Source organism: Acinetobacter sp. YK3 (assembly GCF_001729365.1).
Lineage (GTDB): Bacteria > Pseudomonadota > Gammaproteobacteria > Pseudomonadales > Moraxellaceae > Acinetobacter > Acinetobacter vivianii.
The window spans coordinates 1-13,236 of record NZ_LZPJ01000090.1; the positions used below are offsets into that span (position 1 = coordinate 1).

Sequence of the window (13,236 nt, forward strand, 5' to 3'; positions counted from 1 at the left end):
TAACAAATGATAATAAAAACAATTAATAAAGTAATAACTATTTCACACCTTGATATTTTAGGCCAAATAAAAAAAGAGGCCAAAAAGCCTCTATTCTCATAATATTTAAGTGGATACCTAAATAAAGAAAGGATAAATGTTGTGTATTTAGCGACGGAAGTTTGACAATAATGCCGACGTAATCGAATTATTGTGCTCAGCAATTTTGGTTTTCTTGGTTTTGGCAGGATTCGGATCAAGACGTTCAATCTTGGTCGCTTTGTACTTCCCGTCATTTTCAACAACGATAAATTTCACTTTTTCATTTCTTTTTGGCTCAGCATCGGCTGGATACTCTGAAATATGAAAAAATACATCCCCTTCAGACGTCCCAATAAAACCAAAGCCTTTGTCTGGATTATATTGTTTAACTTTGCCTTGATAGAATTCTTGCTTCATGACATTTATCCTATTTTCTCAATGCGATGATGACAGTATATAAAAATAAAAAAGAGACTTTCAATCAATCCTCAAAACAGCTTCAGGATGAGATCAAGTCTCTTTTAAGAATGAGTCAAAAATTAGTCTTTTTGAACACTACCAAAGATTTTATCGCCTGCATCACCTAGACCAGGAACGATATAACCTTCTTCATTTAAACCTTGGTCAATCGAGGCAGTATAAATGCGAACATCAGGATGTGCCGCTTCTACTTTAGCTACACCTTCTGGTGCGGCAACCAAGACCATAACACGAATATCTTTACAGCCACTTGCTTTCAATACATCAATCGCAGCGATGAGTGAATTACCCGTCGCAAGCATTGGATCAATGATCATAGCCAAACGATTGGCAACATCTGGCACTAACTTTTTATAGTAAGTACGAACTTCCAACGTTGCTTCATCACGCTCTAAACCCAAAACACTCACTTTCGCACTTGGGATCAGGCTCAATACGCCTTCTAACATCCCAATACCAGCACGCAAGATAGGTACAATTGTGATTTTCTTCCCTGCGATACGCTGAGTTGAGACTTTCCCTGCCCACCCATCAATTTCATGCTCAACAACAGGAAGATCCTTTGTTGCTTCATAAGTCAGTAACATCGTGACTTCTTGCGCTAATTCACGAAAATTCTTGGTACTGATGTCAGAGCGACGTAGTAAACCAAGTTTATGGCGAATAAGCGGATGACGAATTTCTTGAATCGACACGAGTGAGTACCTAGGTAATGTTAATCTTTGTCTATTATAAAGCGTTTTTTTACTCGGCAATAAAAAAGCCCCCAATTTTGGAGGCTTTTTTGTACAAATCAGACGATTACTGTTGTTGAGACAACATAAAGTGCAATGGAGACATGATCTCAGCCTTCAATGCGAGGTTAATCATCGGATCTGGGTAGACACCCAATACGAATACAAGTAATGCAGCAGCAAGCACCATCAAGCCACCCACTTTAGTACCCCAGTGTGCATCAGCATCAATACGTGGTACATCTGGTGGTGTCATGTACATGACAACCATCACACGTAAGTAGTAATACAAACCGATACCACTACCCACAACGATCATTGCAGCCAGGAACCAGTGTTGTGTGGTTACCGCAGCCATCACCACAAGGAACTTACCAATAAAGCCTGCAGTTAATGGAATACCCGCTAAAGACAGCATCATTACAGTCAATGTTGCAGTCAAGATCGGACGGCGCCAGAACAAACCACGGTAGTCTGCAAGACTTTGTGCTTCATCAACGTTGTTATATGGACTAGACATTAATGCAACTGCACCGAACGCACCGATGGTAGTGAGTACATAAGTAATCACGTAAACCGTCACGCTACCTAAGCTTGCATAAGTCATGCTGATCAAAGCAATCAACAAATAACCAAAGTGTGCAATTGATGAATAACCCAAGATACGCTTCAAGTTAACTTGACGTACTGCAAGTAAGTTACCCACGACAATCGACAATACTGCAATGATGGTAATCACTGTCACAATTGACTCAATCAGGATCGCACCAGAAGTGAGTAAGTAACGGACAAATAAACCAATCGTTGCAACTTTCGCAGCCGTAGCCAAGAAGGTCGCCATTGGCGCTGGCGCACCAGCATACACATCTGGCGTCCATTTATGGAATGGCGCAAGTGAAAGTTTGAATGCAACGGCAAAGATAATTAAACCTAAGCCCAATAACACCATTGGTTGTTTGATTGCAGTAAACAATGCCTGAACAGAGTCATAGAATGACAATGAACCTGTATAAGCATAAATATACGCCATACCCATCAACAACATTGCAGATGCAGTCGCTGAAAGTACAAGGTATTTGATCCCCGCTTCCAAAGACTGGCTACGTTGGTAGGTATACGCCAACATGCCGTACACAGGAATCGACATCAACTCTAAGCTGATGAAGAATGCTGCATAATGCGAACTTGCAACCAATAACATTGCACCTGCAACTGAAGACAGCAACAAGATATAAAGTTCTTCGCGGTTTTCCTTATAAGTCTCGATATACGCATGAGACAAGGTACAGCACGCCAAAGCAGCAATCAGAATCAGGAATTGATAGAGCATGGTAAATGGATCAACCATAAACATGCCCATCACGTTTACTGGCGCAAAGTGCCCAGTAAACATGGTGTATGCAATAAAGATTGCAGCAAGGTTTAAACCTACAACCGAAGTGGTCGCAATGAGGTTGTGATTACGTTTAATCGCAGTCAACAACATCACGACGATTGCGGTCAGTGCCACAATCATCACTGGAGCTAAAGGCATCAGCTCAGAAAAAGAAATTGTGAAGTTCATGGTTTATTGCATCTCCACATGTTCAAGTTGAGTTGCAGCCTGTTGAACAGTTTCAACAACTTCTTGTACTGGCATATAACTATTTACTAACCACTGCATGCTTGAATGTGACATATCCAAGAAAGTTTGTGGGTAAATACCTAACCAAACTAAGCCGATCACACAGATCATCAAAATGCTGACTTCACGTGCAGATAAATCTTTAAGCGGGCTGGTATAGTGCTGTTTTTGCTCTGGGTTTGGTTCACCAAACAATGCTTTGTGAATCAGGATCAGACCATAAAGACCAGCAAATACCAAGCTCACTGCTGCAATAATGGTGAAAGCTGGATAAGCTTTAAATGAACCCATAAGAATCAGGAATTCACCAATAAAGTTACCTAGACCTGGTACACCAACCAATGCTGCAACAAAGAACATCAGGAAGAATGGTAAGTATTGAAGCTGACCACGAAGGCCGCCCATTAAACGTAAATCACGTGTGTGTAAACGCTCATAAACCTGACCAGACATAATGAACAATGCAGCAGATGACAAGCCATGTGCCAACATCATGATCATGAGGCCTTGGAATGTCAGAATATTACCTGCGTAGATTGCAAGTAAGATAAAACCCATGTGCGAAATAGACGTATACGCAAGTAAGCGCTTCATATCTGTTTGCTGGTAAGCAAGGAATGCACCGTAGAAAATACCAATCAAGCCCAGAATAATGGCGATATCAGCAAATTGTGCTGACGCTGCCGGGAAGAATGGAATTACGAAACGAAGCAAACCGTACGCAGCTGTCTTAATCAAGATACCCGCTAAATCCACAGAACCTGCTGTTGGTGCTTGCGCATGCGCATCAGGCAACCAGCCGTGTAATGGGAATACTGGTAATTTCACGGCAAAGCCGATGAAGAAACACAGCATGAATGCATAAGCAACTTCAGGTGGTAAGTGGTTCGCAACAGCCAATAAATAGTTGTAATCGAAACCGATCATGCCTGTCATCATGTATCCATAGACAACTAAGCCCAAGATACCGATTAACATGATCAAACCAGCGATTTGTGTATAGAGGAAGAATTTAGTTGCAGCGTAAACACGTGAACGACCATTCGAACCTTTATGACCCCATAACGCAATCAGGAAGTAGATTGGTACAAGCATCATCTCCCAGAAGAAGAAGAACAAGAATAAGTCAATCGCCAAGAATACGCCGATCACCCCACCTAAACTCCAAAGCAAGTTTAAATGGAAGAAACCAACATTCTTTTGAATCTCACCCCATGAACAGCCAACTGCAAGTACACCAAGTAATGCGGTTAACAACACCATAAGAAGAGATAAACCATCCACCGCCAAGTGAATGCTAATACCTAAAGTCTGAATCCATGGAAGATGGAATTCAGCTGCCCAAGTCGGGACTTTACCGCCCAACTCGTAGCTATATGTACCACTTTGCCAAAGTGCGATGCCCAAACCAAAAGTAATGAGCATACCAATTAAGGCAATCCAACGCGGTAAGTGCTGGTCGAATTTATCAACCAACCAGCAAATAAAACCAGCAATGAAAGGAACTAAAATCAGTGCGGGTAAAATTAAATTGTTTTCCATTTTATTTCCCCACAACCTGAATCACGATCAAGATCATCAATAACACCACTACACCGAGTGACATGCTTGATGCGTATTCACGTAATGAACCTGTTTGACGCGAACTTGTAAAGCTATTACCGCCCTTCACAATTGCAGGGAGTACTAACCATAGACCATCAACTGGATCACGACCTAAAATTTTCGCAATCAATAAGTAAGGTTTTACAAATACGATGTCATACAAAGCATCAAAACCAAATGCAGTACGGCAAATATGCGCCAAACCAGAACCCAAAGAACTTTGAGCAAATGATTTAACTGCACCATACGCAAAGGCAAACAAGAAGATACCTACAGCCAGACCAACAAGGGCAACACCACTTGCTAAATGTTCAGCATGAGAAACAGCAGCTTCTAATGTTTCAGGAATCACAAAACTTGGAATATTTGCAGCCGTCAATAACTTGGCAACTGGTGCTTGTAAGAAGTAACCAATACCTGTTGACAGTGCAGCAAGAATCGCAAGCGGGCCCCAATAAGTTACACCATGAATGGCATGTGCATGCGTTTTCTCTTCGCCGAAGAATACGACCCAGATTAAGCGGAATGTATAAATAGACGTTAAGAATGCGCCCGCAACACCGACCCAGTACAAAGTATTGTAAAGCGGAAGGTTTGCAATGGTTGATTGAGCATATACCGCGCCCAAGATCGCATCTTTAGAGAAGAAGCCAACCGTTACGATTGGAAGTGCTGCCAATGCGCCACCACCGATCACGAAACACCAGAATACGAATGGAATCTTGTGACGTAATCCACCCATTTTGAAAATGTTCTGTTCGTGATGACATGCAAGAATTACGGCACCTGAAGAAAGGAACAATAATGCTTTGAAGAATGCGTGAGCAAGCATGTGGAATAAACCTGCTTGGTACGCTTCAGCGCCCACCGCCATAAACATATAACCGAGCTGACTCATGGTTGAGTAAGCCAGAATACGTTTGATATCGGTTTGAACCAATGCGGCAAAACCAGCCACAAGCAAGGTCACTGCACCTGTAATCGAGATGAACTGCATCACTTCTGGTGCCATTTCCATCACAGAGAACATACGGCAGCATAAGTACACGCCCGCTGTAACCATTGTCGCAGCGTGGATCAATGCAGATACTGGTGTAGGACCAGCCATCGCATCTGCCAACCATGTTTGCAATGGGATTTGCGCAGATTTACCTGCTGCACCCAAGAACAACATCAATGCTGTCCAGATTGACAATGATGAGCTTTGCGTCATTACAGTTGCTGCATTTTCAACAACGTACTGAATATTCAAAGTACCAAACTGTTGATAAATCAGGAACAATGCGATGAGTAAGAATACGTCACCCACACGTGTTACCGTGAATGCCTTGATTGCTGCCCAACCATTTGCAGGGTTTGAGTAGTAGAAACCAATCAAGAGATATGAACACAGACCTACGCCTTCCCAACCCAAGAACAATAACGCAAGGTTATCGCCCAATACCAACAACAACATGCTGGCAACGAACAGGTTGAAATAAGAGAAGAAACGCGCATAGCCTTCTTCACCACGCATATACCATGATGCGAAAATGTGAATCAGGAAGCCAACACCAGTGACCATACCTGTCATCAATAATGACAAGCCATCAAGGTGCAAGCTGATACCTGGCTCAAAACCGCCAACACTGAACCACGTCCATAAGTGCTGAACAAAAACGGTTTGACCGCTGCTGGTAAATGCAAGACCAGCAATTAAAGCAAATAACGCAGATAAACCGACTGAACCGACACCAATAATGGCAGCTACATTTTCAGAAAGTTTGTCACGCCCTGCCGCTAAAAGGATAAAACCAATGAGCGGGAATAAAACGGTTAAATATAATGTACTCATCCGCGCATCTCACTAGCAGCATCCACATCCAGATGATGGAAGCGATGATAAAACTGAAGGACGATCGCAAGACCGATACATGCCTCTGCTGCAGCAAGGGTCAAAATCAGGATGAACATGACTTGTCCATCTGGCTGTGCCCAAACACTACCTGCCAAAACGAATGCCAACGCAGCGGCATTCATCATGATTTCAAGGCTCATTAGCATAAATAATAGGTTGCGTCGCACCATCACACCGTAAAAACCGAGTGCAAAAAGGATGGTTGCAACGATCAAACCATGTTCTAAAGGGATGTGTCCCATTATTCTTTATCCTCTTCTGCACCTGGTTCACGTTTGCCTAAGTGGAATGCTGCAACAAGTGCTGCAAGCAATAACATCGCGGCAACTTCTACCAATAATAGATAGTGAGTAAATAGTGCTTGACCGACTGCTTTAGGGCCAACAACTTCTGTACCCATTGGCGCAGAAATTGTGGTGTATTCACCGCCTAACATCCACACCAGGATTAAGCCCAACAAGAAGCTCATGAGTGCAGGATATGCCCATGCATCTGAGGTCAACCATTTGCTTTCCTGTTCGATCGTATCCTGGCCAAGATTCAACATCATGACAACGAAGACGAACAAGACCATGATTGCACCCGCATAAACGATGATCTCAAGCGCACCAGCAAATGGCGCGCCGACGATCATGAAAATGCCTGCAACTGCAAGAAGAGAAACGATCAAACTTAATAATGCATGCACAGGATTGGTGTTGGTCACAACACGTACTGTCGAAACAATGGCCACAAGTGCCATCAAATAAAATGGCCACATCATGGTAATAAGCTCCGTACATCAACTGGTGCACTTTCTTTTTGTGCTTGACCTTTTTCTTTACCGCTTACTGCCATACCAGTGACACGGTAGAAGTTGTAGTCAGGATATTTACCTGGTCCAGAGATGAGTAAGTTTTCTTTCTCATACACCAAGTCTTGACGTACATATTCACCAAGTTCGAAATCTGGTGTCATTTGAATCGCAGTGGTCGGGCAAGCTTCTTCACACATACCGCAGAAAATGCAGCGTGAGAAGTTGATACGGAAAAATTCTGGATACCAACGTCCATCTTCTTTTTCCGCTTTCTGTAATGAAATACAGCCAACAGGACAAGCAACCGCACAAAGGTTACATGCCACACAACGCTCTTCACCATCTGGGTCACGTGTTAACACGATACGACCACGATAGCGTGGAGGTGCAATTTGTTCACCTGGTACTTCTGGATATAAGATCGTGTCACGTTTACGCGTTACATGGCTGAACACCATCCATAACGAACGTACAATCGATCCAAAGCCAGCTAGAATTTTATACATTTTGTACTCCCTGCTGTCCTAGGCCTGATTCATCAGAATCACAGCACCAGTCACTAACAAGTTGACCAACGCCAATGGCAAACAAACTTTCCAACCAAAGTTCATCACTTGGTCATAACGAGGACGCATTAACGAACCACGTGCCAAGACAAACATCATTACAAAGAATGCTGTTTTGATAATGAACCAGAATAATGGTGGAACAAATGGAATTTCCAGATTAAATGGTGCAAGCCATCCGCCGAAGAATAAAGTCACGATCAAAGCAGAGATCAATACCACGTTGACATATTCCGCAACGAAGAACATCCCCCACTTCATACCACCATATTCTACGTGGTAACCTTCAGCCAATTCTTGCTCAGCTTCTGGTTGGTCAAATGGATGACGATGCGTGACTGCAACACCAGCAACAACGAAGATTAGGAAGCCTAAGAACTGAGGAATGATGAACCACATATCACGTTGTGCTTCAACAATCTCACGCATGTTGAATGAGCCTGCAATCGCAACCACACCCATCAACGAGATACCCAAGAACACTTCATAAGAAATGGTTTGAGCAGCAGAACGCAGACCACCGAGTAATGAGTATTTGTTGTTAGATGCCCAACCACCAAATAACACTGCATAGACTGCGATACCCGCCATTGCCATAAAGAACAATAGGCCGATACTCATATCCGCAACGCCCAGTGTAGGACTTACTGGAATAACCATAAACGAAAGTACCGCAGTTGCCATCGCAACTGCTGGTGCTAAACGGAAAGTCAGCTTATCAGCAAACTTTGGTGTCCAGTCTTCTTTGAACATGATCTTGAGCATGTCGGCAACGATCTGGAACATACCACCCGGACCAACACGGTTTGGACCGTAACGGTCTTGCCATAATGCCAAGAGACGACGCTCAATAAATGACATTAACGCAGCAACCAAAACCACCACCAGCAAGATCACAATGGCTTGAATCACCGAATAAGCGATTGGCCAGTTCTCAGCCCAAAGTGGCGTTTGACGTATAATTTCTTGATTCATGAATTACACTCCTACCGCCACAGAAACAGGCTCTGCCAATGAAACTGTTGGTGCCAGACCAATTGGATAACCGATATAACCTGTTGGTAAATATTCGATCACTTGTACAGGTAAGCTGATGCTGGTCTCGCCCGCTTTCACGGTAATACGTTGACCATCCTGAACATTTAAACGTGTCGCATCTTGTTCGCCCACAGCAAACATCGCTTCAGGAATACGAGATTCCATCGCAGGTGTTTTAATGGTGAATTCGCCAGAACCAAAAATATGGTGCATTGGCACAAGACGGAAGCTTTCAGGATTCACAACAACAGCTGACGGCGCGACATAGCTACGTGCAGGACGTTTTGCTAAACGATCGAATAAACGAACACCTGAATCACCACCTTTTAAGTGACCGCCCACTTCATCTTGGTATTTGTTCCAAGCTTGTGGTGAGTTCCAGCCCGCAGACCATGCGAAAGGTACCAATGACGATGCTGTCTGATTACCCACATAACCTTCCATTGAGAATGTTAATGCCGAATCAGGATCAGTCGGTTGTTTAGGCTCGTGAATCGATAACGGCGCACGCATTGCCGTACGGCCAGAGTAACGACGTGGTTCACGCGCAATCTTCAAACCGTGAATACGATAACCCGCATCAGGTGCAACATCTTGAATCGCTTCAAGCACAGGAACATTCTTCACGATGTCATCAATCACATCATCAAGTAAAGTCCAGTCCACAGCTTTGCCTTTAAGACCTGTCTCAATGGCATGTAACCAGCGCCAAGATTCTTTGATCGCATATTCAGGTTTGTAGTAGCTTGGGTCATACACTTGATAGAAACGTTGTGCACGGCCTTCTTGGCTCACGACAGTACCATCACCCTCAGCAAAACTTGCTGCTGAAAGTACGATATCTGCAAGTTTCAAGGTTTCAGTTTCGCTATGATCGAGTACGATCACAGTTTCAGCCTTGTCAAATGCAGCTTTCACTTGAGCCACTGGTAAACGACGAGTCAAGTCATTTTCAATGACAACAACAGCATCATAATCTTGTGCAAATGCTTGTTCTAAACTTAAACCACCAAACAGTGCCAAGCCCATTGAGTTCACTTCAGGAACAGTCAATGACAAGCCTGCATGTTCACCGAGGTTTTGCGCAACTTGAGCCGCAGCTTCCATGATGGCAGGATCTTGTAAGCTGGTACCAGAGATAATCAATGGCTTTTTCGCAGCTTTCAAGGTATCCGCAATGGTTTGCGCAAATGCTTTTGCATCATCAGCTAAACCAGAAAGCGCTTCGCCATTAACAGCAGCAGCAACCGCGAAACCTAAACGTGCGATGTCATTTGGGGACGCAACCACTTCACCTGTTGCAACATCCGCTAAACGGGTTTGCGTTGCAGCAAGGATATAAATTGGTGATTTTGCATCTTGACCAATACGTTGAACAGGTTCAGCTAACCAGTCTGGTGTACGTGTTGCAGCAGCCATTTCTTTGGCTTTATTTTTCGCAGCTTGGCGAACAGATAAAGCCATACGTGGCGCAGTTTGAGTTAAGTCTTCACCCAAGATCAACACGGCGTCATAGCTTTCAATTTCACGCATGTTCGGGTTATAGATGCCCTGTGTTTGCATGATTGATGCAGCTAACTCAACTAGGTTTTGGTCTTTTTGAGACATACCTGTTGAATAGTTGTCTTGTCCAACCAGTTCGCGAAGTGCGTAGTTTGATTCCAAGCTTGCGCGTGGTGAACCAATACCTAACACTTTCTTACCTTGAAGTTGAGCAATCACCTGATCAAGTGCCTGATCCACACTCACCGTCGCAACAGTTTCGCCATTGCGGAATTGAGGTTGACGTGGACGATCTTCACGGTTCACATAGCCTGTACCAAAGCGGCCTTTATCACAAAGGAAGTATTGGTTGACTGAGCCGTTGAAACGGTTTTCAACACGACGGATTTCGCCATAACGCTCACCCGGAGAGATGTTACAACCAGAAGAACAGCCGAAGCATACGCTTGGCGCATACTGCATGTCCCATTTACGGTTATAACGTGCTGAATGCGTCTTATCCGTGAATACACCTGTTGGACATACTTCAGTCAGGTTACCCGAGAATTCAGATTCTAAAGTGCCTGATTCTGGACGACCGAAATACACACGTGAAGCATTGGCATAAACACCAAAGTCAGTACCGCCAGCATAGTCTTTGTAGTAACGCACACAACGGTAGCAAGCGATACAACGGTTCATCTCATGCGCAATAAACGAACCTAACTCTTGGTTATAGTGAGTACGTTTGGTAAAGCGGTAGCGACGACGATCGTGCTGAGTCATCACCGTCATATCTTGTAAATGACAATGACCACCTTCTTCACAGACTGGGCAGTCGTGTGGGTGGTTCGTCATCAAGAATTCAACGATCGACGCACGGAAATCCGTTGCTTCTTTGTCTTCAATCGAGATATAGGTATTGTCGGCAGCAGGTGTCATACATGACATCACCAAGCGTCCACGTGTGTCCTCAGGATTCGCATACTGAGTCACCGCACATTGACGACAAGAACCAACAGAACCTAAGGATGGGTGCCAACAAAAATACGGGATGTCGATGCCAAGGCTGAGACATGCTTGTAGCAAGTTTTCTGAGCCGTTGACTTCATACGATTTTCCATCGACATGAATTGTAGCCATAGTCGAATTCCTTAAGCTTGTTCTACGTCTAGAGCTGGAGCATGGGTTTTAACCTTTGCTTCAAACTCGCTACGGAAATATTTAAGTGCGCCCATAAGCGGCTCCATCGCACCTGGTGCGTGAGCACAGAAAGTTTTACCAATCCATAATTTACGAGTAAGCTCTTGTAAATGGTCGATATCTTCTTTCTTACCTTCGCCTGTTTCCAGTGCTTTAAGCGCTTTAACTGCCCAAGGTAAACCATCACGGCATGGCGTACAGAAACCACATGATTCACGCGCAAAGAATTCTTCTAAATTACGTGTAGCAGAGACCATACATTGAGTTTCATCGACCACCATCAACAGACACGTACCTAAACGTGAACCTGCTTTCATGATGCTTTCAGAATCCATTGGTAGGTCAATGTGTTCAGCTGCCAAGAAGTCAGTTGATGCACCACCTGGTAACCAAGCTTTCAAGGTCAAACCATCACGCATACCGCCCGCATGTTCTTCAATCACTTCACGCGCAGTTGTACCGAATGGAAGTTCCCAAAGACCAGGGAATTTGACTTTACCTGATGCGCCATAAATCTTGGTGCCTGGATCTTTTGACTTACCTGCTGAAAGGTTGATATACCACTCAGGGCCACGCAACATGATTGCTGGCAAGTTATTGTAGGTCTCAACGTTGTTGACAATCGTTGGACGACCCCATGCCCCTGCAACTTGCGGGAATGGCGGCTTGGTACGCGGATTGGCACGACGGCCTTCAAGCGAGTTAATCAATGCAGTTTCTTCACCGCAAATATAACGGCCTGCACCAGTATGAACGTGTAAATCAAAGTTCCAGCCAGTTCCGAGGATATTTTCGCCTAGGTAACCTTTAGCACGGATTTGCTCTAATGCTTCATTTAAGTATTGAGCTGCTTCGATATATTCGCCACGGATGAAGATATAACCTTGAGTTGCCTCTAGGGTATAACCTGCAATCAACATACCTTCGATCAATTGATGTGGAAGTTTTTCCATCAACAAACGGTCTTTAAAGGTACCCGGTTCCATTTCATCGGCATTACAGATCAAATAGCGAGGGCCGCCATCATTTGGCGCCATCAATGACCATTTGATCCCTGCTGGGAAACCTGCACCACCACGACCTTTTACTGTTGCAGCCTTAATGACTTCAAGTACATCTTTTGGTGGCATGCTCAGTGCTTTTTTAAAGCCTGCATAGCCTTCTAGTGTTTCGTACTCGTCAGCATTACGTACTGCATCTTGTTTGCTCAAACGCCAAGTCAGCGGATGAGTTTCTGGATTACCGTCGCCATAAATTGGTTTTGGTTCAGTATTCATACATACTTCTCCAATAACTGTTTAACTGATGACACATCCACTAAACCGTGGGTATCTTCATCAATCATTAAAGTTGGCCCTTTATCGCAGTTGCCTAGACAGCAAATTGGGAGCAAGGTAAAACGACCATCTGCTGTGGTTTGTCCATACTGGATTCCCAACTCGCGCTGGAACGCTTCTGCCAAAGTTTCTGCACCCATCAAGAAGCATGCAATCGAGTCACACAATAAAATCACGTGACGGCCAACAGGTTGACGGTAGATACGGTTATAGAACGTTGCTACGCCTTCCAGATCTGCCACACTCATGCTGAGCAATTGTGCAATCGCATTCATTTGTGCGTCATCTACCCAGCCATTACGGCGCTGTACACACTTCAATGCATCCAGAGAGGCTGCACGTGGGTATGGGTAATGACCAATGTGATGTTCAATCTCATGGATTTCGTCAGCAGTCAAAATCCCTTCAACATTCACACGTGGTTTTTTATCAGTCAAAATCATCATAATCGTT

The 13,236-nt window shown here is 44.1% G+C and carries 12 protein-coding genes; all 12 read right to left on the reverse strand.

What is annotated here, in order from left to right:
- Positions 1-147 precede the first annotated feature (147 nt).
- On the reverse strand, positions 148-438 hold the full coding sequence (locus tag A9Z07_RS09870; protein WP_004770785.1) for a cold shock domain-containing protein: 291 nt from the start codon (positions 436-438) through the stop codon (positions 148-150).
- A 122-nt stretch (positions 439-560) separates the two neighbouring features.
- A complete protein-coding gene (gene upp, locus A9Z07_RS09875; protein WP_004770784.1) occupies positions 561-1,196 on the reverse strand; it encodes a uracil phosphoribosyltransferase in 636 nt (211 codons plus the stop codon).
- A gap of 106 nt (positions 1,197-1,302) precedes the next feature.
- Positions 1,303-2,799, reverse strand: coding sequence for an NADH-quinone oxidoreductase subunit NuoN (nuoN, locus tag A9Z07_RS09880; RefSeq protein WP_004770781.1), 1,497 nt, complete (start codon positions 2,797-2,799; stop codon positions 1,303-1,305).
- A 3-nt stretch (positions 2,800-2,802) separates the two neighbouring features.
- Positions 2,803-4,401 (reverse strand): NADH-quinone oxidoreductase subunit M, encoded by a 1,599-nt coding sequence (nuoM, locus tag A9Z07_RS09885; RefSeq protein WP_004770779.1) that lies wholly within the window; start codon positions 4,399-4,401, stop codon positions 2,803-2,805.
- Position 4,402: 1 nt separating this feature from the next.
- A complete protein-coding gene (gene nuoL, locus A9Z07_RS09890) occupies positions 4,403-6,298 on the reverse strand; it encodes an NADH-quinone oxidoreductase subunit L (RefSeq protein ID WP_069578264.1) in 1,896 nt (631 codons plus the stop codon).
- The gene (gene nuoK / locus A9Z07_RS09895; RefSeq protein WP_004770776.1) at positions 6,295-6,603 is read right to left on the reverse strand and encodes an NADH-quinone oxidoreductase subunit NuoK; all 309 of its coding nucleotides are present in this window, start codon (positions 6,601-6,603) and stop codon (positions 6,295-6,297) included. The genes nuoL and nuoK overlap by 4 nt, the downstream gene beginning before the upstream one ends.
- Positions 6,603-7,121, reverse strand: coding sequence for an NADH-quinone oxidoreductase subunit J (gene nuoJ / locus A9Z07_RS09900; RefSeq protein ID WP_171062196.1), 519 nt, complete (start codon positions 7,119-7,121; stop codon positions 6,603-6,605). Before nuoJ ends, nuoK begins: the two co-directional genes overlap by 1 nt.
- On the reverse strand, positions 7,121-7,663 hold the full coding sequence (nuoI, locus tag A9Z07_RS09905) for an NADH-quinone oxidoreductase subunit NuoI (RefSeq protein WP_004655439.1): 543 nt from the start codon (positions 7,661-7,663) through the stop codon (positions 7,121-7,123). The genes nuoJ and nuoI overlap by 1 nt, the downstream gene beginning before the upstream one ends.
- Before the next feature lie 18 nt (positions 7,664-7,681).
- Positions 7,682-8,698, reverse strand: a complete 1,017-nt coding sequence (nuoH, locus tag A9Z07_RS09910; RefSeq protein ID WP_004770773.1) for an NADH-quinone oxidoreductase subunit NuoH — start codon at positions 8,696-8,698, stop codon at positions 7,682-7,684.
- 3 nt (positions 8,699-8,701) lie between these two features.
- Positions 8,702-11,386, reverse strand: coding sequence for an NADH-quinone oxidoreductase subunit NuoG (nuoG, locus tag A9Z07_RS09915; protein ID WP_069578270.1), 2,685 nt, complete (start codon positions 11,384-11,386; stop codon positions 8,702-8,704).
- Between the two features lie 11 nt (positions 11,387-11,397).
- Positions 11,398-12,723, reverse strand: a complete 1,326-nt coding sequence (gene nuoF, locus A9Z07_RS09920; RefSeq protein ID WP_005228924.1) for an NADH-quinone oxidoreductase subunit NuoF — start codon at positions 12,721-12,723, stop codon at positions 11,398-11,400.
- Positions 12,720-13,229 carry an NADH-quinone oxidoreductase subunit NuoE gene (gene nuoE, locus A9Z07_RS09925; protein ID WP_004770767.1) on the reverse strand — a complete coding sequence of 170 codons (510 nt, stop codon included), beginning with the start codon at positions 13,227-13,229 and terminating at the stop codon, positions 12,720-12,722. Before nuoE ends, nuoF begins: the two co-directional genes overlap by 4 nt.
- Between the last annotated feature and the right edge of the window lie 7 nt (positions 13,230-13,236).

Bases quoted from the DNA above. Each gene is read 5' to 3' on its own strand.
- nuoH (WP_004770773.1), bottom strand. From the start codon at position 8,698: ATGAATCAAGAAATTATACGTCAAACGCCACTTTGGGCTGAGAACTGG.
- nuoN (WP_004770781.1), bottom strand. From the start codon at position 2,799: ATGAACTTCACAATTTCTTTTTCTGAGCTGATGCCTTTAGCTCCAGTG.
- nuoI (WP_004655439.1), bottom strand. From the start codon at position 7,663: ATGTATAAAATTCTAGCTGGCTTTGGATCGATTGTACGTTCGTTATGG.
- nuoM (WP_004770779.1), bottom strand. From the start codon at position 4,401: ATGGAAAACAATTTAATTTTACCCGCACTGATTTTAGTTCCTTTCATT.
- A9Z07_RS09870 (WP_004770785.1), bottom strand. From the start codon at position 438: ATGAAGCAAGAATTCTATCAAGGCAAAGTTAAACAATATAATCCAGAC.
- nuoK (WP_004770776.1), bottom strand. From the start codon at position 6,603: ATGGGACACATCCCTTTAGAACATGGTTTGATCGTTGCAACCATCCTT.
- nuoL (WP_069578264.1), bottom strand. From the start codon at position 6,298: ATGAGTACATTATATTTAACCGTTTTATTCCCGCTCATTGGTTTTATC.
- nuoF (WP_005228924.1), bottom strand. From the start codon at position 12,723: ATGAATACTGAACCAAAACCAATTTATGGCGACGGTAATCCAGAAACT.
- nuoG (WP_069578270.1), bottom strand. From the start codon at position 11,386: ATGGCTACAATTCATGTCGATGGAAAATCGTATGAAGTCAACGGCTCA.
- nuoJ (WP_171062196.1), bottom strand. From the start codon at position 7,121: ATGTGGCCATTTTATTTGATGGCACTTGTGGCCATTGTTTCGACAGTA.
- nuoE (WP_004770767.1), bottom strand. From the start codon at position 13,229: ATGATGATTTTGACTGATAAAAAACCACGTGTGAATGTTGAAGGGATT.